The following is a 22,078-nucleotide window of genomic DNA, read 5'->3' as shown; positions in this document are numbered from 1 at the left end:
GATGAATTCCGCGGGTGGGGGCCTTCTCCCGGAGGGTGAGAAAGGATACACATGTCGTCGATATTGTCGAATGTGGCTATACCTCGCACCATACAAAGCTGTGTAGGTCGACGGCGGGACGTGAGACGGCGGAGAAGAAAAAAGGGGCCGGAACGCGGCACACCAAGGATTGCCAGTCAGATCTCACGGTAAATGCGGATGATTTCCCGGGTTTGGCGGGTGGCTCGCCGGTTGCAGCCGCTCGCGGTCGCGCAGCCGGGCGGCCGCGCCGGGAATCGTGCGCCGCACGGCCTGCGCCTGGTCCTCCTCGGTGTCCTCCTCCAAGGCCCGCTCGCGGGCGAACAGGCGGAGCAGGTCGTGCATGCGGTACCTGTCGTGGTCGCCTGCCTCCAGGAGCTGGGCGTCGGTCAGGCGGTCCAGCAGGTCGGCGGTGCGCGACTCGGGACGGTCGCCCAGGGCCGCGGCCGCCGCGACGCTGATGGCGGCGTCGCCATGCAGGCTGAGCAGCCGGAACATCCGGGAGGACTCCGCGTCCAGGCTCCGGTAGCTCATCATGAAGCACGCCCGTACGGCCTGGTCGTCGGCCTGGAGCTCGGACAGGCGGCGGTCCTCGACCGCCAGACGGTCGGCCAGGGCGCGCAGCGACAGCCCCGGCCGGGCGACCAGCCGGGCGCCGGCGATCCTGATCGCGAGCGGCAGGCCACCGCACAGCCGTACGATCGCCCGCGCCGCCCGCGGGTCGGCGGCGGCGCGCTCCTCGCCGATCAGGCGGTCGAGCAGCGCGGAGGTCTCCTCCTCGGCCATGACGCCGAGGCGGAAGTGCGACACGGCGTCCAGCGAGGTGAGCATCCTGCGAGTGGTGACCAGCACGCGGCAGGTGGGGCTCGCGGGCAGGAGAGGGCGCACCTGCGCGGCGTCGCGGGCGTTGTCGAGCAGGAGCAGCAGGTGCCTGCCGTTGGTCAGCGAGCGGAAGCGCGCCGCCGCCTCGTCCACGTCGAGCCGCCCGCCCGTGTCGTCGCCGAGGGAGCGCAGCAGGCGGGCCAGGACATCGGCCGGTTTGAGCGGCGCGACGTCGGGTGTGGAGCCGTGCAGGTCCACGTAGAGCCGCCCGTCCGGGAACCGGTGCGCGACCTGGTGGGCGACGTGCACGGCCAGCGCGGACTTGCCGACCCCCGCAGCCCCCGTGATCGCCGAGATGGCGCTCGCGCGCGGGCCCGCTGAGGTCAGCGCCGTCTGCAGGCACGCGATCTCGGCGGCCCGGCCGGTGAAGGCGGAAGAGTCCATGGGCAGCTCGGCCGGGGCGAAGGCCCTCCGGACGGCGCGCGCCCGTGGCGGCGCCAGAGTGGGGTCGTCGGCGAGGATCCGCTGGTGCATGCGGTTCAGGTCCGGGCCGGGGTCGATGCCGAGCTCGGCGGCCAGCGTCTCCCGCGCGCCCTGATAGACGGCCAGCGCGTCGGCCCGGTGGCCGGAGCGGTAGAGAGCCAGCATGAGCTGCGCCAGGAGCCGCTCGTTCAGCGGATCCCGGCGGGTCAGCGCCTCCAGGTCGGCGAGCATCTCGCGGTGCTGGCCGAGCGCCAGCCGCGCCTCCAGCGAGGCGTTCACGACGGTCGCCTTCAGCCGCTCCAGCCGCGCCGCCTCGCCGCGCAGCGGCGCCGGCAGGGGCAGCCCTTCCAGGACGGACTCGGCGCGCCACAGGCCGAGGGCCCGGGTCAGCCGTTCGAGCGCGACGTCGTGGCGTCCCTCGGACAGCGCCTGCTGACCCTGCGCGGCGAGGTCCTCGAACAGCGTGACGTCGATCTCGCCGGGCGCGACACGCAGCACGTACCCGTTGGAGCCCGCCTCGATGCGGGACGGGACGCCGAGCACCTTGCGCAGTGCGGAGATGTAGGTGTAGAGGTTCGACTCCGCGGTGGCGGGGGCCCGCTCGCCCCACAGCCAGTCGAGCATCCGCTGGCTCGGGATCGCCTTGCCCGTGTTGAGCAGCAGGGCGGCCAGCAGCACCCGCTGTTTTCGTCGCCCGAGCGCGATCGGCTTCCCATGAGAGGTACGGACCTCGATCGGCCCGAGGATCTTGAAATGCATGCGACACCCCTGTAGTGCCCGGCGTTCACCAAACAGGAACCGTACAAATGCACATGGATCTAGATTGCCGCCAATGATCGGCGGAAGCGGCCTTCAGGCGGTACTCACCTTAAAGGAATAAGAAGATTACGCGCGTCTCAAATGTCGGCTACCGCCACTCTGTGCGGGATGGCGCCGGACACCGGAAATTCCGGCTTTCCGCATCGATATGGGCGGCAAGAAACGATCTTATGTCAAGGAATCAATGGCGGCGCGGGCAGGTCCGTATGCAGTCAGTTGGGGCGTGATTCACCCCGCGGACCTCGAACGGTCAGACTTCTCGGTGACACGGCCCATTCTGGTCCGGTAAGGCGGCTTGCTCGGTTCCGTCATCGCCGCAATGACTGTCGGTCCCGCACCGGAGAATGCGCTTGGTCCATCGTTCCGCTACCGCGCGGGGCCCCTGCCGACCCACGGCCCGAGCAGCGCGCCGCCGGTGGCGGCGCAGATCGGACTGCCGTCCGCATACAAGTCGCCTCCAAGTGACTTCCCAATGCCAGGTGGTGAGCTTCAGCCGCGAGCCGACGACGTCTGTGCACGTCGCCACGGGGGCTCGCGCCTCATCGAAAGGGAGGGAAGGAACAGTGGACAAGAAGATCGTTCGTCTGGACGACCTGAGCGAAGAGCTGCCGGCGATCGACGAGATCGACCTCGGCCTCGTCACCGGTGGCCAGCGGATGGAGCGCTGCTACCACACGGCCGGGGAGAACGGCCAGCCGTCGGACGGCTGGGTCTCGGACTACTAAGTCCTCAGGGCTCATTCATGGGGCCGCGTGGGAGGGACACGCATCCCTCCCACGCGGTTGAGGGGGAGAGTTGCTGCTGATACTGAGTGAACCCGGCGACGCCACGGTTCGCATGGTCCTGCCCAAGCTGAAAGCCCGGGGAGTGGACGTTCTGTGGTGGGATCCCGGCGAGTATCCGGCCGACGCCCGGCTGACCGCCCGGTTCGACACGGACGGAGCCCGGCTCGTCCTGGCCAGAGGCGGGGAGGTCGTCGACCTCTCCGCGACGACGGCCGTGTGGTACCGACGCCCCGGTGCCCCGCGCGCTGCGGAGCAGGTCACGGCGGCCGATCTGCGGGAACGTGTCGGGGAGCTCTCGGAGTGGTTTCTCGAAGGCTTCTGGGACCTGCTCGACGCGCGATGGTTGCCCGGCAGGGAGCCGGTGCTGCGCAGGGCGCACAACAAGCTGGTCCACCTGGCCCTGGCCCAGGAACTGGGCTTCGCCGTACCACCGACCACGATCACCAACGATCCGTCCGAGCTCGTGCCCGCCTATGAGCGGGCGGGCGGGCGGCTGATCGCGAAGCCGGTGGAGCACACCGCGTTCCGGATCGACGGCGAGGCGCACACCGTGTACACCACCGTGGTGGAACGGAGGGACCTCGCGGGCCGGAGCCGGATCGCCCATGAGCCGACCATCCTGCAGCCGTACGTCGACAAGGCGGTGGAGTTGCGGGTCACGGTGGTCGGCCACCAGGTCTTCGCCGCCGAGATCGCCTCGCAGGACTCGCCGCGTACGCGGGACGACTGGCGTCACTATGACTTCGACCGCGCCCGGCACAGCGTGCACCACCTGCCCGATGACGTGGCTCGCCGGTGCGTGGATCTGGTCGCGGCGCTCGGCGTGTCGTTCGGGGCGATCGACCTCATCCTGACTCCCGACGGGGAGTACGTGTTTCTGGAGATCAACCCCAACGGTCAATGGGGCTGGATCGAAGATCTGACCGGCCTGCCCATCAGCACCGCCATCGCTGACTGGCTCACGGCCAAAGAAACGGACGCGCGATGACCCAGTCCTCACTCGGCCCCGCCCTGGAAAGCGGCGTGAACCTGCTCCGCGGGCTGACCCGGCGGCGCTCCGCGGTGGCGGAGGCACACCGCACCGCCGACGCCTGGGCCACGGCGCACCCTTCGTTCGCCGCCCAGCTCGTGGCCAGCCCCCGCCCCGGTTCACCGCTCGTCGACTACGACCTGCTGATCGACGACCCGTCGGGCGGCACCATCATGCTCGGCGTTCAGGCGGACGAGGGGGCGTCCTGGCTTGTCGATCACGCGACGCACTGGGCCGCCAGCCGGCTGCTGACCGTGGACGGGACACCTGTCTCGGTCTCCGAGGCGATGCTCATGCTCCGTTCGCTCACCCGTCCCGGACTGTCGCCGCAGGACGAGTTGGTGCGGTTCTGCCTCCTGCGCAACGCCGCCGCCAAGGAGCAGGTCAGCCTGGACGAGATCCAGGCGGTCGCCGACAGCTTCCGCAGGCGGCGCGGCCTGGCCGGCGGGGACGCGATGAAGGAGTGGCTGGACCGCATGGGGCTGAGCGCCGAGGCGTTCCATGACCACATGGCCGCGAGCGCAAGGGATCACAAATTCCGGGCCCGGATGCGCGAAGAGCTCGGTCCCGGGTATCTGGACCGTCATCGTGGCCAGTTCGCACGGGTATGGGCGGCCTGGGTGCTGTCGGAGGAGCCGATCGACGTCGCCGACCTGCACGGCTCACTTGAGGACCGCTGGGACCTGCAGCTGACCAAGGCCCGGACATGGTCCGGCGAACTGCCCGCTCCCCTGTGCGAGACGCCGGTCGGAGGCGGGATCGGACCGGTTTTCCACGACGGGCGCTTTCTGACGGGCTTGATCACCAAACGGCAGGAGGCCACGGCGGACGCGGAAACGCTGGAGGCCGCGGGACAGGCCGCCTTCGACCAGTGGCTGGCCGACGCCGCCACGCGAGCGCAGATCACCTGGCATTGGCTTTGAGCCTGCCCCTTCTGATCAGGGGTGCCGTCCAGCCCCTCGCGCCAGGATGAGGGAGAGCCCGGCCAGGCCGAAGGCGGCCAGCATGATGACGGCCATGGAGACCGTGCCGTCGCCGAGGAGACCCGACAGGGGTGAGGCGGCCGCGCCGAGGATGAACTGGCTGCCGCCGAGCATGCCGGAGGCCGCCCCGGGAGCGTCGTGGCCGAGTGACTGGACGATGGTCGTGGTGGCGGGCAGCGCCGTGCCGAGGCCGGCGACGGTGACGAACAGGCAGGCCCAGGTGGCGGCGAAGGAACCGCCGGTCGTGACCAGCGACGCGACCAGGGCCGCCGTACCGGCACCGGCCACGGCCAGCCCCGCCACGAACAGTGTGTCCGCCCGGACGCGGGCGGACAGGCGGCCGAAGAGGACGCTGGAGGCCAGCATGCCGAGGGCGTTGACGGCGAAGACGAGGCTGTACCGCGTGGCCGAGAGGCCGTAGACGTTCTGGAAGACGAACGTCGAGCCGGCGATGTAGGTGAAGAGCGCGGCCCCGGTGCAGGACGCGGCGAGCACGTACCCCATGAGGGCGCGCTGCCTGGCGAGCATCGCGATGGCCTTGACCACGCCGGTCACGCCGCCCGATCGTCTGCGGGCGGCAGGCAGGCTCTCCGGCACCCAGGCGAGGAGGCCCGCGATCAGCAGGACGCCGTAGCCCGCCAGCGCGGTGAAGACGAGGCGCCAGGAGCCGACGCCGAGGATGGCCCCGCCGAGCACCGGCGCGGCCACCGGGGCCATGAACACGATCGCGGACAGGGTCGCGAAGTGGCGACCCGCCTCGGGGGTGCCGTGGAAGCGGTCGGTGAGCACGGCCCGGGCGACCACCATGCCCGCCGCCCCGGCGACCCCCTGTAACAGCCGCGCCACGTCGAAGATCGCAATGCTGGGGGAGACGGCACAGGCCAGCGACAGCACCGTGAACAGCACGGCGCCGGCCAGCAGGACGCGGCGGCGGCCCACCGCGTCGCTGACCGGGCCCAGGAGGAGCTGCCCCGCGGCGAGCCCGACGAGGAAGGCCGTCAGCGACAGCTGGACCGAGGAGGCCGGGGTGCCGAAGGATCTGGCCAGGCCGGGGAAGCCGGGCACGTACATGTCGATGGCCAGCGGAGCGACTGCGGTGAGGGCCGCGAGCACGAGGATGAGCCGGCCGGTGCGCTTCTGACCGGTGGCCGGAGCCTGGCTCTGGGACATGGGTGTGATCCTCAGCGGTGAAGATTATGCATGGTCCGTGCGAAGAATGACACCACTAGTCATAGATAATCCCTTGGATTAACATCGGCGTTTGATCGCCCCCCGGACACATTTGTCAACGTTCAGGGCTCGCTTTTCCCCAGCAGAGGGTTATTCGTTCCACCCCACCCCGCGCCGCAGCATGCCGCGCTGAAGGAGGACGGATGCGTACACCGGGCGTGTACCTGAGCAGTATCGGCGTCCATCTGCCGCCGGTGGTCAGCATCGAGACAGCCGTGGCCGAGGGCAGCTACCCGGCCGATGAGGTGGAGTACTTCCGCATGCGCGGTGCGGCGGTGGCCGGTGACGTGCCGGCTCCGGAGCTCGCGCTCCGTGCGGCCCGGCACGCGTTCGAGCGCTCCGGCGGGATGTCACCGCATGACCTGGACCTCATGCTGTACGCCGACGTCTGGCACCAGGGGCCAGAGGGCTGGCAGCCGCAGCTCTACCTGCAGCAGCACCTGGTCGGCGGCGACGTCCTGGCGGTCGAGCTGCGGCACGGATGCTGCGGACTGTTCAGCGCCCTGCAGATCACCGCCGGCTACCTGCGGCAGGGCGGCGCCGCGCTGCTGGTCGGCGCCGACAACCACGGCAGCCCGCTGGTCGACCGGTGGCGCATGATGGAGGGGTACGTGGTGGGCGACGCCGGATGCGCGCTGCTGGTCACCACGGACAAGGGCTTCGCGGAGCTGCGGTCGGTCAACGTGACCGTGCTGCCGGAGGCCGAGGCGGTCAACGACGGCGGCGTGCCGATGTGGCCGCCGGACGCGACCGTGGCCCGGCCGCTCGACTTCACCTCCCGTCACCGTGAGTTCCGCAAGCGACTGCTGGCCCGCGACGGTGCCGGCGTCATGCTGGCGATGCAGTCGACGCTGATGAAGCAGGTCGACCGCACGCTCCAGGAGGCGGGGATCACGCTCGACGAGGTGGCGCGCGTGGCGTTCCCGCACGGGCGCTGGGACAACGTGGAGGAGCGGGTGAGCTGGTTGGGGCTGACCCTGGCCGACACCACCTGGGACTACGGGGCCGGCATCGGCCACCTCGGGGTCAGCGACCAGTTCGTCGCCCTCGACCACCTGCTGGCCACCGGGGCGCTGGCACCCGGCGACTACGTGCTGCTCATCGGGGTGGGCGCCGGTAAGACCTTGGCCTGCGCCGTCCTGCGGATCCTCGACATTCCCAAGGAGTACGCCCCCGACGGGCCCGGCTGACTCCTGCGACGACTGGGTGTGGCCGACGAGGTAGTGCATCCGCCTATCGTCAGTGCCTAAGACTTCGAAGAGCTTCAGAAGGTCATGGCGGGCCGCGGCGGACGCCAGAGTGGCCGGCGCCTCAAGCGCGTCGACAACCCGTACATCCGGCATCCCGCAATCTCGTCAGGACGCACGGAACAGCTTCCGCCGGTGCAGCCGCAAGAAGGCGAACACCGGCGGGAGCCGCGCTCTGGGGCAAAGGAATCATGGATCCTCTCCCTGAACCGGCCGAAAGACGCGATCAGGAAGAGACGCCACAAACGCCACCAGGGTTTTCTAGCTCACATACCACATGAACCACGTGGTGCTCTGGGCGTGCAGGGTGTCGGTCACTCCGACCGTTACCCGGTAGTTGCCCTTCTTCGTTGGCTTACCGGAGATCAGACCCGACGCCGTGTCCATGGTGAGGCCCGGAGGCAGCCCTGCCGCCGCGTAGGTCAACGGTCGGCCACCAGGATTTGTGGCTTCAAGTTGCAGGCTGACGGCCGTCCCCACGACGGTCTCCTGGTCTCCAGGGTTGACCGGACGTGGCGTCTGGCCCCCGGCGATCGGATCTGCGCCGCCGACCGATATGGCGGACCACGCCGCGTTGACCGTGTTGTACTCCAGGCCGTGCGCACCGTAGAGGTCGGCGGCCGCCTTCAGGGTCGCGACGCGGGCGGCGGCGTAGTTGGTATTGGCGGTGAAGTACTCGGTGAGTGCCCGGTACCAGATCTTCGCTGCCTTGTCGTTTCCGATGCCGGTGACAGGCATGCCGTTGCAGGTCGGGCTGGCCTCGCCCTGGGTGGGGTTGCTGCCGACCGCGAGCAGGTAGAAGAAATGCATCCCCGGGCCTCGGAGCGTCCGGGTCTGCGTACTCCAGCAACTGGTCAGAGGTTTGACCATCGATTCCGGCGCGGAGAACGTGCCTGCCGGGTATCCCGCGGCAATGCGCTCGCCGATGAGGTAGTCCGGCCGATCGACCCGGTTGTTCGCGTAAAATTCGACCATCGTGCCGAAGATCGCCGCCGTGGTCTCCCCGATCGCAGCTGGTTCCTCCATCTCTGTGTGACCAGAGGCTTCAGCTGTAGTGGGCAGTCCTGCCTCAACCTGCGCTATACCCATGGCGAAAGCGCCGCCGACCAGGTCCAATGTGCCCTGATTGACCTGCCTGAATTTGCCGTCATTTCCAACCTCCTGCCCCGCGCTGGCGTAGGTGATCAGAGCAGGCCGGTTGAGATTAGGCGATGCTTTCACGTAGGAAGGGCGACTGGCTGGGAGGGGCAGTACCTTCCCGTAGAGATTGAGCGCCTGCCCGTCGCCGGCGAAGCCCACCCGCCCGTGCACGTTGGCGAAGTAGTCCCACGCCTTCGTCGACGCGTACTGGACATCGACAGCGATGCTCACCTTGTCAAGCTGGCTTCCGTCGCCCCAGTCGTTGTCCTGGTCGGTGAACAACACCGATTTGACGGCGTCACCGACCTTCTGATCGAGATAGCCACTCGTGTTGCCTCTGGTCGGGTCCTTCAGCTCATACGTATTCCCGTTGTACGAGGTAGTCAACGGGACGGTTCCGCTGTGAAAGCCGTGGCCGACGGCCGGCGCCTCGTCGTCGGCCATCGCGGCGGTGCCACCCGCCGCCGTAACCGCCAGGCAGGATCCGACCACGAGCAGGCGACGAACATTGCGTAAGTTCATTACTCTCTCATTTGACCAGCGAGCGCCCGGACCATCATCAGTGGTCGGTTGCGCTCTGGGTTGTACAACGAAATGCCGCGCGGATATGCCGTCGCCAAATGGGGTTCTGGTCCATTTGCTGCGGATCTGACTGGCTTCGACGGTCGGCAGGCGAGATTGCGGACAATATCATCCGCGACAATTCATCGGTACTCCAGCCGCACCTCCTCTGAACTAAGCGTGCCTGGGCTGTCCCAGGCGCGCTGTGCAGGCCAAGGCAGATCCCAGGTGAAGAAGGACCGGCAACCGCTGTGATTACACAGGTGTGATGGAACTGAAGATCACGCGATGGCCGCGTTGGCCAGAGTAGAGCATCTTTCCGGTGTGCCCAACGGCACGGAAGAGGAACGGAAGAGGACCGGAAGAATGGCCTCGTGGCTTCCTTCGACATGACCACCGCGACGGTGAATGCCGACGCGGAAATTCTCTGGACAGCGGTGTGGAGATTTAATAAACACCGGAATCAGAAGCACCTGCGGTAGCCCGCCCCGACAATACCCGGGGTCAAATTGCTCAAGCTGTGCCACATCCACGTCGGAGCCGGGCTCGAGTGCCTATTCGCCGACTACCTCACGCTCGACGAGGTGGCGCGCGTGGCGTTCCCGCACGGGCGCTGGGACAACGTGGAGGAGCGGGTGAGCTGGTTGGGGCTGACTCTGGCCGACACCACCTGGGACTACGGCGCCGGCATCGGTCACCTCGGGGTCAGCGACCAGTTCGTCGCCCTCGACCACCTGCTGGCCACCGGGGCGCTGGCGCCCGGCGACTATGTGCTGCTCATCGGGGTGGGCGCCGGTAAGACCTTGGCCTGCGCCGTCCTGCGGATCCTCGACATTCCCAAGGAGTACGCCCCTGACGGGCCCGGCCGAGCGGCCGTCCGTATCGGCCCCCGACCACATCACCCAGGTCACCTACAACGGTCACCCGTTGTACTACTTCCTCAGCGGCGCCAAGCCCGGCGCCGGCGGAAGCCTCCGTGCGCGCCTGGCGCAGGTCGGCAATGTCGAGCCTGAGGTCGGCATCGGCGAGGGCGCTGTCCCATCGAGAGCGTCGTGCGATGCAGGTATACCTGTACTCACCTCCGGGGGGCTGCGCCCAGGCCCACGCGACGACCCGACTGTCGTGCTTCCACAACGACGTGGGCCACTCCGGCTCCCTGCCGACGTGCTGGAAGCGGGACCAGGCCAGGCCTCCGATGTGCCAACGGCTCTCGGGCGGCCAGGGCCTCGAACGCGGTGATTCACGTCTCGACGATGAGTCGGTGGCCACCTCTCGTCTCCCGAATCGGGATGGTCACCTGGCCGCCGCCCGTTCTGCGCGTTCCATCACCATTGGCGCCCGCCATGGTGCCTGCCATGCGCCTGCACGACGACCGGCTCACTGCTGTCCTGGACGACGCTCATTATGCCTCGACCCCGAACTTTCCATCCAGTAAGACGACGTGTGATCACGGGGAGGCACTTTTCGGCTGCGCCATGTGGTCATAAGAAATCGCCCGAAACACCGGTGCTCCCCGGCACACTACGTGATGCCGAAATATCGCCTATGCCGCTGGACGGCACGGGCGGCACTCGTACCGAGCCGATCGGAGCACGACATCAGGACATCACAAGACGCCGGGAATCGCCGGCGCTTACCCCTCATCCGCGCGTTCGCCCGGAGCTCCTTCTCCGCCGCCGTCGCCCTCGTCGCCCTCGCCGCCGCCCTTTCCACGAGCGTCGTCGCCGGCGGCGAATTCCGTACGCGCGGTGCGGAGGAGGCCGTGAGCGCCATCGACGCCCGGCCCAACGACGGCTCCGGCTACTGGCCGGACTTCTCGAACACCGGCTACGCCAACACACCGGCCAACGCCGGAGGCCTCGGGTTGGGCGCGTACCCGGGCAAGCTCACCGACTACGCGGCGGGCATGAGCGCCGACGAACCGCTGAGGCTCGAGTTCCCGGACAACAGCGTCATCTCCTACCAGCGCTTCCTCGGCCTGAAGGTGCTGATCTACGGCGACAACCTCACGTTCGTCGGCTGCCTGTTCGAGGGCACCAACCCCAACGACAACCTCGTCCAGATCTACTCGGACAACAACATCAAGTTCCTCTACTCGACGTTCAAGCCGAGCTCGTACCCGATGCCGCCCGGCAACGACGGCACCGTCTCGTCGTCCCACACCAAGCCCGGCACACCCTTCGACAAGTCCTGGCAGCTCGCCACGACGATGAAGGAAGCCGTGGCCGTCATGGACCACAACGACATCTGGGGCAACGCCGGCATGATCATGGTGACGGGTTTCCCGGACCGCCCGTCGACCTGGACGAACAACTACATCCACGACATGGCCGATACGTCGCATGACGAATACCACCACGACGGCATAGGCCCGCAGAGCGAAGGCAACGGCGGCCCCATGATCGTCCACCACAACACCCTGGCCTCCCTGGGCAACACCAACGCCCTGGCGCTGCAGGGCAGCGGTGTGTACGACCATATCTCGGTCACGGACAACTACGTCTCCGGCTGGGGGTACGCGCTCAGCATCGGTGTCGTCAACAACGCCACGAACATCACCGTCACCGACAACGTCTTCTCGGCCGAACTCGAGCAGCTTTACGGCTTCCTGTACGGCAACATCTGGGGAGGTTCGGCGCGCGGCTCCACCTGGCGCCGCAACCTCATCCAGGCCCGTACGGGCGACGACAACAAGAACTACACGACGGCCGACCACGGCAGATACCTGTGGCCGTCCGGTGAGACCCACACCACCGACTACACGGGCTGAGCCCTTTCCCGCGTGACGCCCGCCTCGCCGCTCCTCGCGAGCCACCCCGGACCGGGGAGCGGCGAGGCCGCCGCGGGGCTGTCCCGCGAGGAGGAACCGGCTCAGTCGTCGCCGTTTCCGGTTCGGCTGCCGCTCCGCGGCGGCTTCGGGATCATGAGCACGCGGTGGCGAGAGGTCAGAGAATGAACGTGAACAGTGGCGAGCCCGGCGGGATGCGCTCCACCGTGAGCGGGCCGGCCTTCATCCGGGACAGGAGACTGTCGAGGTCGCCGGCCCGCTCGAGTTCGATGCCGACAAGCGCCGGGCCGGTTTCGCGGTTGTTCTTCTTGACGTACTCGAAGGCGATGATGTCCTCGCCCTCTCCCAGAACCTCGTCCAGGAAGTGGCGCAGGGCGCCGGGGCGCTGTGGGAAGGTCACCAGGAAGTAGTGCCTCAGCCCGATGTGCACAAGAGAGCGCTCCAGCACCTCGTTGTACCGACTGACGTCGTTGTTGCCGCCCGACACCACGCACACCACCGGTCCTCCAGAGGCGTAGGGCAGGAGCTCACGGGCCGCGGCACCCGCGAGAGCTCCGGCGGGTTCGGCGATGATGCCGTCGGTCTGGTAGAGATCCAGCATCTCGGTGCACACCGCACCCTCATCGACCGCGACCACCTCGTCAACCAGCTCCTTGACCAGGGGGAACGTGGCGTCGCCCACCCTTCCGACGGCGGCGCCGTCCACGAAGGTGTCCAACTCGGGCAGGGCGAGAGGCTCGCCGTGGTCGAGGGCTGCGCGCATGCTGGCCGCTCCTGAGGGCTCGGCGCCCACGATGCGGGTGGCGGGTGAGTGCTCCCGCAGCCAGACAGCGATCCCGCTGATCAGGCCGCCTCCACCGACCGGGACGACGACAGTGTGCGGCGCCTCCCCGCACTGCGCCAGGATCTCCAGGCCGACCGTGCCTTGCCCGGCCATCGTCCTGACGTCGTCGAACGGATGCACGTAGACGGCACCGGTGTGTTCGCTGTCGGCGTGCGCGGCGCTACTCGCCTCGTCGTAGGAGCCGCCGCCGACCACGACCTCCACCCGGTCGCCGCCGAGCGCCGCGATGCGCTCGCGCTTCTGCCGTGGCGTGGTGGACGGTACGTACACCCGACCGCTGATCCCCAGACGGGCACAGGCGAACGCGACGCCCTGCCCGTGGTTGCCCGCGCTCGCGCAGACCACGCCGCGCCGCCGTTCCTCATCCGTGAGGGAGGCGATCAGGTTGAACGCCCCGCGCACCTTGTAGGAGCGACAGACCTGCGCGTCCTCGCGCTTGAGCAGCACTTGACCGCCGAGCAGCTCGGACAGCCGATGGTTCGGCTCCAGCGCGGTGTGGCGTATCACCGGCCGTAGCCGTTCGGCCGCCTGGCTGATCAGCCTGGCGGTGAGGCGGTCGGTCATGCACACTCCTGGCACAGCGGTGGATCAAGGGATGGCGGCGGGGCGTGTCGTGGTGGCGCACGGTCGCAGCCGAACAGGCGATCGCCGGGAACGGTGCTCGTCGCCGGTCGAGCACATCGGCCACAACGATCCCACCAGGCCATGCTATTCCGGCAGCGCCGGCCTCTGGCCGGCGCTGGGGAAAGCAGAAACGCCAGGTCAAAGACCTGGCGTTCTCTATTGTGCTGGTGTCCGAGGGGGGACTTGAACTCTCGGCACCCGGGGGACATCCGGGGGCATCCGGATACCTAGAAACATGCCGTGAGCTGCTCCAAAGCGGTTTTCGATCTCCGGCATGTGCATCCAAGAACGCCCGGATACATAGGCGGCAGTATCACGCGAAGTATCACGCGAGGAATCAGACGGAACCGTGCTGTCGCCTCCGCTGATGCCGGTGAGAAGGCTATGAGGGCGGTTGCTGATCGGTCGTGGTGAGGTCCTCTCCGGGGGCTAGGAAACGGTCGGCACCGTCAGCGGCGTCAACGTACCCGGTGGCATCGACGGTGATCGCCGTGGCTCCCCCCTTCTCTGTGATCAGCCAAGCAAGGACCTGTTCAGTTAAGGGTGTCCCACCAGGTCCTTCGTCTTTCCAGTAAACGCGCCATCCGCCGCCGGGGAGCACGGCCGCAACTTGGTCGGCTCTTTCGAGATGGGAGAAGTCCGGGTAGTCGATGACCGGGCGCATGGCACCACGCTGGGGATCGACGACCAGCGCGGTCCCTGTGACCGGGTCCCAGGCTTCTACGTGCACCGTGCGCCCGGTCTCGGTCTCGGTGCCGGTGAAAATGGCGACCCAGCCCGTCCGGTTGAAGTAGTGGATGCTCGACACGAAGCCGTTGTTCTGGATCATGGTTTCCTCAGTTAATCAGCGGACATCGAAGACGTGGATCAGGCGTCCCTGTCCAGCGCTTGAATCGCAGCGGTGATCAAGGCGCGGGCGGCTTTGCCGTACACCGCCAGAGCGGCGAGTTCCTTGAAGGCGCCGGCATACAGGGCGACCTCGTGGGGTTGCGTGATCGTCAGGTGGCCGGAGACAAGCTCGACGGTGACCTCGGCGTCGTCGAACATGAAGAACCCCTCAGCCGGCCACATGGTGGATCGGTCGGCGTCGAGAGGGATGATGCCCAGCGACATCGAGGGCAGGGCGCTCACGGTGAGTAGGTGGCCCAGTTGCCCAGCCATGACCTCGGCACCTCCGATCGGGGCGCGTAGCACGCTCTCCTCCAAGATGACCGCGAACCGATGATCGCCATCGTGGAGAACGTGTTGCTTGTCCACGCGCACCTGAACCGCTTCCTCTACATCGTTCGGCAGTCCGCGACGGCGCATGAGGGCGGTGAGGATCGCGGAGATGTAAGCACGGGTTTGCAGCGGCCCGGGGATGAGCTTGGAGGAGTAAATGCGGAAGTGGCGCGTCCTCTCCCATCGAGGCACGACCGCCTCCTGAGCCTTCTTCAGCCCGGTGCGTTCCATGTGCCGCCACTCGACGAACATCCCCTCGATCGCCTCAAGGGACGCCACCAGGTCAGGCGCTTGTTCCGGCACCCCGCAGTGGCGGCACCAGGCGCGGACATCGGCGGGGGAAGGGGTGCGCTGGGCATGTTCGATACGGCTGACCTTCGACGAGTGCCAGCCCGCCAGTCGCGCGAGATCGCGACCGGACAGGCTGGCCTCGCGTCGGATGCTCCGGAGACGAGCACCCATCACTTCGAGCGCTTGTTGGGCACTGGACGAGGGAAGCGTGGTCATGGACTGTCAGACGGGCCGGTAGTCCTCGTGGGGAACGGCGCGTTGCCAGACGGCCTCGAACGCCTCGGCACACAGCTTGGTCACCGCCTGGTCGGTGATGATTTCGCTGTCCACCTTGTCGCCCTCGCCGCTGAAATGGTGAATGAGCAGGGTAGTGCCGTCGAACAACCAGAAGTCGTTGCCTGGCAAGGCCAGGTCGGTCGCCCTACGACGAGGGAGCCAACGAACCTGCTCGCCGGCCCGGAGGTTAGGCACGGTGATGTCGTACTCGTACCTGATGTAGCTGCTGACGGGCTCGGAGACGATCCGCGCCCGTCGTACTTCCACACCGCGAGCAACCGCGTTCACGATGTTCTGGAGCCACGGACGCCACCATGAAGAACGGTCGTCGAGATCGATGCGGTGGCCCGCCTTCCATGCATCGAACTTGGAATCGTTCAGGGTGTACGCGTCGCGCATCTCAAGGTGCACGGCGGAGTGCTGGCAGTCGGCGAGGAACTGTTCAAGCGTCCGTCCGGCTGGCACCGGCTACCTCCGGGAAGAACTGCATCATGCGCTTCGGGAAGCGGATCACCGTCTCTCCCTTTGGCAGGTCGCCAACCTGATCGAGGACGGCTGGCTCCGTGATGACGAAGCCTTGGAGGATGTAGTCGTCACCGTCCTCCCAGACAGTGGGCGAGTCGCCGTCGGGGCTGTCGGGGTCCTTACCGAGGAATCGCAGTGCCATGAGGTCCTCCTACGGGATTGGACATGCTGTGCTTGAGTTTGCGTGCAGGGATGACCCGACTCAAGATGTTTGCCAGAGATTGCCGCGCGTCTTCTAGATCGGCCTCCTTATTTCGCCCTCTGTCAAAGATGAGCAACCTCGTTGAGGTGCGGTATCACGCGTTCTTACCGTCGCGGTCATGCCCTCCGAACACGGTTCTCATCTGGAACGCGAGCGCAACGCCACGTCGGCCCCGATGCTCCTGGAGTTCGACACGTGGCGAGTCGGCGACATGTTGCACGGCAGGCACCGCGCGTCTGGTGACCTCATCGAGGCGGACACCCCTCGGCGGCTTGCGCTGTTGGCGATGGCCAAGAGCGTGGTTCACACCTGGCGGGAGGCGGAGACTCCTCAATGACCGCCCTGCAACGATCAGAGGACATCGCTGCCGAGAGCCTCGCGCCGCTGCGCGTCCCGTACGTCATTGCGTGGTCCGGAGAAGCCATCGAACACCGCCTCTTGTTCGCCAAGCGGCACTCCTTTGGGGACGTCCGGCTCACATATCCCGATCCGCGCCCGTCCGATTGGACGTGCGGGATACTTCGTGCCCGCATTCGCCAGAACCGTCGTGGCCAACCGCTGTGGCGGATGCTGAACGTCAGACGTCAGTGGCTGGCCATGCTTCGTGGCCTGTGTCAGGTCTGCGGGAAGACCGGCAGGGACCCCAGAACCGGGCGCATGTGGTGGGTGATCACCGAGACCGCGTTCCGTGCGATGAGCCAAGACAGCGGGCTTACCAACGCCCCGCCTACATGTCCCGCATGCATTCCCGAGTCGCTGGCCTACTGTCCCCAGCTCCGCAAGTCCTCAGCGGTCTACACCGCCGCCAGCGCCGAACCGGTAGGAGTCCTGGCCGACACCTTCACCCCAGGTCCGGGCGGTACCGCGATCCACACCGGGCACAACATCTACGTCGGGTTCGACGAGTTCGCCCGTCATGCATCCTGTCTTGCCCTGCAAATGGTCGTCCGGTTGGACGGCATGCAGCCGGAGCCGATCCCCTGAAGCCGCTCGACTCGTCACTGCGTCACCAGGCGGCGAGCCGAGCTGGTGGCCCCGCGCATGACATACAAGGAGGGCGTGGGCGGGGCCACCTTCCACCACTACCGCGCGGTGTGACCGCCGGGGAACTCGCCGCCCGACCGGCCACCGGTCTTCACGAGCTGGCCATTAATGATCGCCATCCCGGTGGAGTTGGCCTCCACGTCGGCCAGCCGCTCGTTCCTGTGCAGTTCTCCTGCGGGGTTGTCGGTGAGTCGCTGGATGTGGTTCCGCTCCTCCGACAGGGCACGCTTCACGACCTCTCGTGACTCATCGGTCTTGATCCTCAGTCGAGCCGCCGCGCCCTGGTCGCCAGAGAGGGCATCGGCAAGGCCGCGCTCGATGCCGTCGATGATCTCCGCCGCGACGCGGGGGTGGAATTCGCGGTCGGTTCCGGTGCGAACGTAGGTGGGCCATTCGGTGCGGAGCGCGGTCAGGGTCGCAACGTCCTTGCTCGCTGCCGCGTCCTTGATCAGGGTGCGGACGTCCATGCCCTTGTCGAGCAGCGCCTTGGCGCGCGACCACGCGCTCTGGCGCTTGACCTCGTCGAGCAGCTCCCGCTGCGGGTCGCCCGGCGTGGAAGGCTGCTTGTCGAGCCAGGTCGTGATGTCCTGCACGGCGCGGTCGGCCTCGCGCTCGATCTGGTCGAGCTGGGCCGTGGCCTCCTCGCGGAGCTTCTCGGCCAGCTTCCCCCGGTGCTCGATGGAGTAGCGGGCGTCACGTGACGTCATGCCGAGAGCCGTCACGAGGCCGTTGCGGACGGCGGTGACCTTCACCGGCAGGGCGTCAAGGTCGGTCTTGCGGAACTGGATGTCCATGGGGATGGCCATGGTCTTCTCCTTCTCATTCGTACGTTGCTCAATTGGCTGGCCACCGCGTTTTAGGCGGCTCACCATGCGGTGTTGTCGGCCTGCGACCCGGCAGGCCAGGTGTAGGAGGCCGTGTGCCAGGCCAGCGGCCAGGCGTCCACCGGCACCCGCACCCCCAGCCGCGTCATGGTGTGGTCCACGTCGGCGACCCGCCGCCCCGCCTGGCCGGGCATGGGCCTGACGCAGGAGATCGCCTGCATGAGAGCGAGCACGAGATCGTCATGTCCGGCGCGCGCCGGGACCTCGATGCGCAGGGACCCGCCCGGCATCTGCTCGAACTCCAGGCTGCGAAGCTGCTTGAGCAGCTCAGGCACGCGCGGCAGCACGAGCTGACCGCGCTGCAACATCACCTTGAGCTTGCCGAAACCCGCCTGCTTACGGCGGTTGTCGGTCCAGACGCCGGCCACGCCGTAGACGGCTCCCACGACGGCCAGGCGCTCGCGAAGCTGCTCGGTCGGATATGCCCCCACGCCGTTGATCTCCGACGCGACCACGTGCAGACCGTAGGCCCGCCCGACCGTGCAGATCCGCTCGATCCACTCCCCGTAGGGGCAGCGGTAGGCGTACTCCAGCCACGGCACGAAGTAGCGCAGCCCGTCCTTCGGGTCGTTCAACCCCTTGTCGTCGAGCGGGGCCACCAAGCACAAGGCGTTGGCATCGCGGCTCACGCCCCAGTCCACGCCGGCCGCCACGACGTAGGGCCGCGCGTTGCGGGTCACCTGCCCCACCTCGTCGGGCGGCAACAGGCGATAGTCCGCCGTAGCGCTCTCGATCTCCTCGACGGTGAAGTACGCCCCCGCCTCGTCGGTCCACTTCGCCAGGTACTCGCGCTCGAAGTAGTCATCTCCCTCCCGAGCGCGGATCTCGTCGAGCAGCCTCTGATCCACCAGCGGGCTCGTGCTGGAGGGCCAGTGCCACGAGGCGTACATCTCGTCAGGGGCGTCCATCCCGCGCGACCACAGCACCCGGAAGAAGTGGTCGGCCGTCCCCCACGGCGAGGAGCACAGGATCACTCGCGACCCGGGTCGGGCGATGATCACTGGCTCTGCCGCCCGCCAGATGTCCGGGTCGATGAACCCCGCCTCGTCGAGCACGAGGAGGTCAACGGCCCATCCCCGGATCTGCCGCTGCGAGGCGGGCACGCTCATGATGGTGGAGCCGTTCGACAAGGTGACCTGCGACTTGGTCTCGTCGAGCACCGAGCCGGCCAGCAGCGGCGAGGAGGTCGCCAGGGTGGACACCTCGTCGAGGAGCCGCTGAGCGGCCACCTCACCCGCGCTCACGACCAGCACTCGGCTACCCGGCGTCGAGAACGCCTGGTGCAGGCAGAGCACGGCCAGGAGCCGCGACTTGCCCACCTGACGGCCCGCGCAGATCGCCCGGTACCGCGCCGTCGAGCGCGCCACCTTGCGCTGATGAGGCCACAACTCCGCACCGACCAGCACCCGCGCGAACACTTGCGGGTCACGCCGCGCGACCTTGAGCGTCTCCCGATCAACCCGCGTCATGTCGTACCTCCTCGTCGTCCTGGCCGTCGTCGAGCCCAGCCATCAGCCGCGCCACGTCCACCGACGCGGCGGCCACATCACGCCCCAACCGCGCGCGGGACAGCGGGTCGAGCCCCAACCGCGCTCGCTGAGTGGCCGCCGCGCTCTCCCACTTGCGGAGCTGCTCGTCCCAGCGCGCGCAATCCGGGCACGAGCGGCATCCGTCCCCCTCGTGGTCGGCCAGGTGCTCCGCGAGGAGTTGGACCCTGGCCTCCGCTCGCCCCCACGCCCACAGCGCGGAGCGGTACGCGGACTGACGGAGGAACGACACCGCGTCGTCGGCAAGCACACCCTCGACCAGCTCGACCGCCAGCGGGTCAACGCGGCGAGGCGAGTAGGCCCCATGCCGCATGCTCAGCTCGTGACCGGGCTGAAACGGCGGACGCTGCCCGGGGAACTCTGGAACCCACACCCGCCCGCGCTCTGACATCTCACTCATGCCGCCCCCGGTCCCACGTCGAGCCGCGACACGGCGTCCACACGCCTCAGCGGCACGAGCACGGCACGACGACGGCCGGGCGGCTCATAGGCGGCCAAGAACCACGTCAACGCCCTACGAAGGGCCTCAGCCTCAGCCGGTAGGCCGCTCTCGTCGAGGACCATGGAGTACCTCCGGAGCACGGTGGGGGACATGTAGTCCCCGACAGGCATGGCGTTGACCTGGCGAAACGCTGGCATTCCCAGCGCAGCGAACCAGCCGTGATACTTCGCGCCGGTATCAAGGGCATCGGAGCGCCTCGCGCGCGCGGCATTTCTGCCGATCGCGGAGGCAGCGAGGACAGAACGGTGCAGCCTCTTGTCCCGTCGTCTCTCGTCCCCCCTATAAAGGGGGAGACGAGAGACGAGACCCGGGTTCAGACGAGTGGGGACGAGACTCGGGACGAGAGTTCGACTCTCCTTACCTGTGTGTTGGTCTCCCGGAGGGAGATCGAGGGACGAGACGGGACGAGGGAAACTCTCGTCCTTGATCTTGGCCTGGCGGGACGAGATCGCGCCTGACGGGCTGAAGGTCACCTCTCCTCCTCGTTGAATGCCTTGATGAGGTCGTGCATCTGTGCGTTGCCTTTCGGCGTGACGTGGACGAATCCCTCGTCGATGAGGCAGGCGACAGCGGCGCGTACGTGTTCGGCCTTGCCTTGTACGCGGGTCTCGATGTCACGCTTGCTGAGCGGTTGGCCTGCACGTGCGAGGGCGTCGGACACCTTCCGCATGAGGTTGGTGGGTCGGAACTTGTCAGTGCGGTCGCTTGCGGGTGGCTCGATGCTGACCTCGACGAAGGATTCGGCGTGGGAGGTGACCACAAGGTCGCCGAACCAACGGCGACCATCGGAGGACGGCAGGGAATGCCTCCGGAGCTGCCCGGGACGGTCCTTGCTGATGTAGATGCCGCTTCGGCCGGTTACTCCCACGCCGAAGGGCTTGCGGTTCTCCAGCGTGTACATGGCCCCGTTGAGGCCGTTCAGCTTGTGGACGCCGCCGAGGGCGTAGCGGCCTCGTCCCTCCCTGTCCTTGACGACGTGGTCAAGGCTGACGACCGCTGGTCCTGCTTCGGTTAGGGGCCGGACGAGCATGCGCCCGAACCGGGCGATGTCCTTATTGTCGAGCGGGTTGAGGCCGTGCATGGTCATGGCTTCGGTCACGCCGTCGAGCGTGACCAGCGTGGGGTGAAGGTCGCCGAGCACTTGCACGAGCATCGAACGCGCGTGGAGGGTGATGGGCTCTTCGGGCCGGATGTAGATGAAGCGAGCCCTGATGTCCTCCGCCGTCAGACCTAGGGTGAGCAGCCTGCCGACCACGCCCCCCTCGTCGTCCTCGAAGTCGATGAAGACCGTTGCCTGGCCGGCGCGGATCTCATCGGCGTGCGCCGAGAGCTGAAGCCAGGTCTTGCCCGCTTCGGACTCGGAGGCGATCACGTGGCCACGTCCCGGGTAGAAGAGACCAACCTCGTCGTCACGCTTCCCGACTGTGGGGCGCGGCGGCTCGTAAGACCCGCTCAGAACGGCAGCGAGGTCAACGGGACGCCACGTGGACGAGATGGGCGGGTCCTCGTCCGGAGGGTCCTGCTGGGCGGCCTCCTCTGCGTCCGTTTGCGCGTCACACTGGCAGTAGACGGCCACCTCCTGACACTGAGTGCAGAACGGTGGGGCGCTGAACACACTGTCCAACGGGTTCACGCCACCTCCTCTGCTACCGCGCTGAGGAACCTCTCGACCAGTTCCCACGTCTGCCACCCGGACGATTGGCAACGCTGGATCTCGGCGACCAACTCGGCGCGGCTGAGGCCGAACGAGCTGGGGGCGGCAGAAGTCGCGAGACAGTCGAGGGGGTCACGGTGACCGCAGACCAGAGGGGCTACGCGGTGTGACGCCATGCGGCGCGCTACCGTGGAGTAGTCGTTGGACTTGGTAGGTGCATCGACATGCTGACGGCCCTGGGAGGTGGTGCTCCCGGGGCCGCACACTTTGGTGGGGTGCATCATCAGGCGGCGCTCCCGTCAAGGTCCACGAGCGCCTGCGCACGGAGCCAGGCCACGGGTACGCGGTAAGTAGCGCCAACCTGGACGGCGGGGATCTGGCCGTCTTTGATCGCGCGACGAACGGTTCGTTCGTCCGCCCCGAACAGGCCAGCCGTTTCGGGGACCGTCGCGAACAGACGACCGTCGAACGGGTCGGAATCGGTAGCGGTCTTCAACTTCACCTCCTTGTCGATTTGCACAGAGCGATGCGCATATCAACGAACAACACCGCGTCGAT

General features: G+C 67.5%; 21 protein-coding genes. 8 read left to right on the top strand and 13 right to left on the bottom strand.

What is annotated here, in order from left to right:
- Window positions 1-183: 183 nt before the first annotated feature.
- A complete protein-coding gene (locus AB0J64_RS08885; protein ID WP_364022913.1) occupies window positions 184-2,082 on the bottom strand; it encodes a BTAD domain-containing putative transcriptional regulator in 1,899 nt (632 codons plus the stop codon).
- Between the two features lie 623 nt (window positions 2,083-2,705).
- Between AB0J64_RS08885 and AB0J64_RS08880 the strand changes: the two genes are divergently transcribed.
- From AB0J64_RS08880 to AB0J64_RS08870, 3 genes are all read left to right on the top strand, one after another.
- Window positions 2,706-2,867: a hypothetical protein gene (locus AB0J64_RS08880; protein WP_345000345.1), complete on the top strand. Its 162-nt coding sequence runs from the start codon at window positions 2,706-2,708 to the stop codon at window positions 2,865-2,867.
- 70 nt (window positions 2,868-2,937) lie between these two features.
- Window positions 2,938-3,915 (top strand): MvdC/MvdD family ATP grasp protein, encoded by a 978-nt coding sequence (locus AB0J64_RS08875; protein WP_364022910.1) that lies wholly within the window; start codon window positions 2,938-2,940, stop codon window positions 3,913-3,915.
- Window positions 3,912-4,880, top strand: a complete 969-nt coding sequence (locus AB0J64_RS08870; protein WP_364022907.1) for a TIGR04500 family putative peptide maturation system protein — start codon at window positions 3,912-3,914, stop codon at window positions 4,878-4,880. The genes AB0J64_RS08875 and AB0J64_RS08870 overlap by 4 nt, the downstream gene beginning before the upstream one ends.
- 15 nt (window positions 4,881-4,895) lie before the next feature.
- On the opposite strand, the gene AB0J64_RS08865 is transcribed toward AB0J64_RS08870, so the two are convergent.
- Window positions 4,896-6,110 carry a multidrug effflux MFS transporter gene (locus AB0J64_RS08865; protein ID WP_364022904.1) on the bottom strand — a complete coding sequence of 405 codons (1,215 nt, stop codon included), beginning with the start codon at window positions 6,108-6,110 and terminating at the stop codon, window positions 4,896-4,898.
- Between the two features lie 203 nt (window positions 6,111-6,313).
- On the opposite strand from AB0J64_RS08865, the gene AB0J64_RS08860 reads away from it, so the two are divergent.
- Window positions 6,314-7,360 carry a ketoacyl-ACP synthase III family protein gene (locus AB0J64_RS08860; protein ID WP_364022901.1) on the top strand — a complete coding sequence of 349 codons (1,047 nt, stop codon included), beginning with the start codon at window positions 6,314-6,316 and terminating at the stop codon, window positions 7,358-7,360.
- A 318-nt stretch (window positions 7,361-7,678) separates the two neighbouring features.
- Here the strand turns inward: AB0J64_RS08860 and AB0J64_RS08855 are convergent, their stop codons facing one another.
- Window positions 7,679-9,079 carry a M4 family metallopeptidase gene (locus tag AB0J64_RS08855; RefSeq protein WP_364022898.1) on the bottom strand — a complete coding sequence of 467 codons (1,401 nt, stop codon included), beginning with the start codon at window positions 9,077-9,079 and terminating at the stop codon, window positions 7,679-7,681.
- A 548-nt stretch (window positions 9,080-9,627) separates the two neighbouring features.
- Between AB0J64_RS08855 and AB0J64_RS08850 the strand changes: the two genes are divergently transcribed.
- Both AB0J64_RS08850 and AB0J64_RS08845 read left to right on the top strand, forming a co-directional pair.
- Window positions 9,628-10,131 (top strand): 3-oxoacyl-[acyl-carrier-protein] synthase III C-terminal domain-containing protein, encoded by a 504-nt coding sequence (locus tag AB0J64_RS08850; protein WP_364022895.1) that lies wholly within the window; start codon window positions 9,628-9,630, stop codon window positions 10,129-10,131.
- 749 nt (window positions 10,132-10,880) lie between these two features.
- Window positions 10,881-11,888, top strand: a complete 1,008-nt coding sequence (locus AB0J64_RS08845; protein WP_364022892.1) for a hypothetical protein — start codon at window positions 10,881-10,883, stop codon at window positions 11,886-11,888.
- A 175-nt stretch (window positions 11,889-12,063) separates the two neighbouring features.
- On the opposite strand, the gene ilvA is transcribed toward AB0J64_RS08845, so the two are convergent.
- The 5 genes from ilvA to AB0J64_RS08820 form a co-directional block, all read right to left on the bottom strand.
- On the bottom strand, window positions 12,064-13,314 hold the full coding sequence (ilvA, locus tag AB0J64_RS08840; RefSeq protein WP_364022889.1) for a threonine ammonia-lyase IlvA: 1,251 nt from the start codon (window positions 13,312-13,314) through the stop codon (window positions 12,064-12,066).
- A 442-nt stretch (window positions 13,315-13,756) separates the two neighbouring features.
- Window positions 13,757-14,203, bottom strand: coding sequence for a hypothetical protein (locus tag AB0J64_RS08835; RefSeq protein ID WP_364022887.1), 447 nt, complete (start codon window positions 14,201-14,203; stop codon window positions 13,757-13,759).
- A gap of 38 nt (window positions 14,204-14,241) precedes the next feature.
- Complete coding sequence (locus AB0J64_RS08830; RefSeq protein WP_364022884.1) at window positions 14,242-15,102, bottom strand: helix-turn-helix transcriptional regulator; 861 nt, start codon at window positions 15,100-15,102, stop codon at window positions 14,242-14,244.
- Window positions 15,103-15,108: 6 nt separating this feature from the next.
- Entirely contained in the window at window positions 15,109-15,627 is a 519-nt protein-coding gene (locus AB0J64_RS08825; RefSeq protein WP_364022881.1) for a DUF6879 family protein, read from the bottom strand.
- A complete protein-coding gene (locus tag AB0J64_RS08820) occupies window positions 15,605-15,829 on the bottom strand; it encodes a hypothetical protein (RefSeq protein ID WP_364022878.1) in 225 nt (74 codons plus the stop codon). The genes AB0J64_RS08825 and AB0J64_RS08820 overlap by 23 nt, the downstream gene beginning before the upstream one ends.
- 178 nt (window positions 15,830-16,007) lie before the next feature.
- On the opposite strand from AB0J64_RS08820, the gene AB0J64_RS08815 reads away from it, so the two are divergent.
- Together AB0J64_RS08815 and AB0J64_RS08810 are read left to right on the top strand one after the other, a co-directional pair.
- On the top strand, window positions 16,008-16,226 hold the full coding sequence (locus tag AB0J64_RS08815; RefSeq protein ID WP_364022875.1) for a hypothetical protein: 219 nt from the start codon (window positions 16,008-16,010) through the stop codon (window positions 16,224-16,226).
- A complete protein-coding gene (locus AB0J64_RS08810; protein ID WP_364022872.1) occupies window positions 16,223-16,873 on the top strand; it encodes a hypothetical protein in 651 nt (216 codons plus the stop codon). The genes AB0J64_RS08815 and AB0J64_RS08810 overlap by 4 nt, the downstream gene beginning before the upstream one ends.
- 98 nt (window positions 16,874-16,971) lie before the next feature.
- Here the strand turns inward: AB0J64_RS08810 and AB0J64_RS08805 are convergent, their stop codons facing one another.
- From AB0J64_RS08805 to AB0J64_RS08785, 5 genes are all read right to left on the bottom strand, one after another.
- Window positions 16,972-17,739 carry a hypothetical protein gene (locus AB0J64_RS08805; protein ID WP_364022869.1) on the bottom strand — a complete coding sequence of 256 codons (768 nt, stop codon included), beginning with the start codon at window positions 17,737-17,739 and terminating at the stop codon, window positions 16,972-16,974.
- A gap of 59 nt (window positions 17,740-17,798) precedes the next feature.
- Complete coding sequence (locus tag AB0J64_RS08800) at window positions 17,799-19,286, bottom strand: terminase family protein (protein WP_364022866.1); 1,488 nt, start codon at window positions 19,284-19,286, stop codon at window positions 17,799-17,801.
- Window positions 19,273-19,764: a hypothetical protein gene (locus AB0J64_RS08795; protein ID WP_364022863.1), complete on the bottom strand. Its 492-nt coding sequence runs from the start codon at window positions 19,762-19,764 to the stop codon at window positions 19,273-19,275. Before AB0J64_RS08795 ends, AB0J64_RS08800 begins: the two co-directional genes overlap by 14 nt.
- 571 nt (window positions 19,765-20,335) lie before the next feature.
- Complete coding sequence (locus AB0J64_RS08790) at window positions 20,336-21,556, bottom strand: hypothetical protein (protein WP_364022860.1); 1,221 nt, start codon at window positions 21,554-21,556, stop codon at window positions 20,336-20,338.
- Between the two features lie 247 nt (window positions 21,557-21,803).
- Window positions 21,804-22,022, bottom strand: coding sequence for a helix-turn-helix domain-containing protein (locus AB0J64_RS08785; protein WP_364022857.1), 219 nt, complete (start codon window positions 22,020-22,022; stop codon window positions 21,804-21,806).
- Between the last annotated feature and the right edge of the window lie 56 nt (window positions 22,023-22,078).

The organism is Nonomuraea sp. NPDC049695 (assembly GCF_040674955.1).
Lineage (GTDB): Bacteria > Actinomycetota > Actinomycetes > Streptosporangiales > Streptosporangiaceae > Nonomuraea > Nonomuraea helvata.
This window is presented reverse-complemented; position numbering and strand designations above follow the sequence as displayed.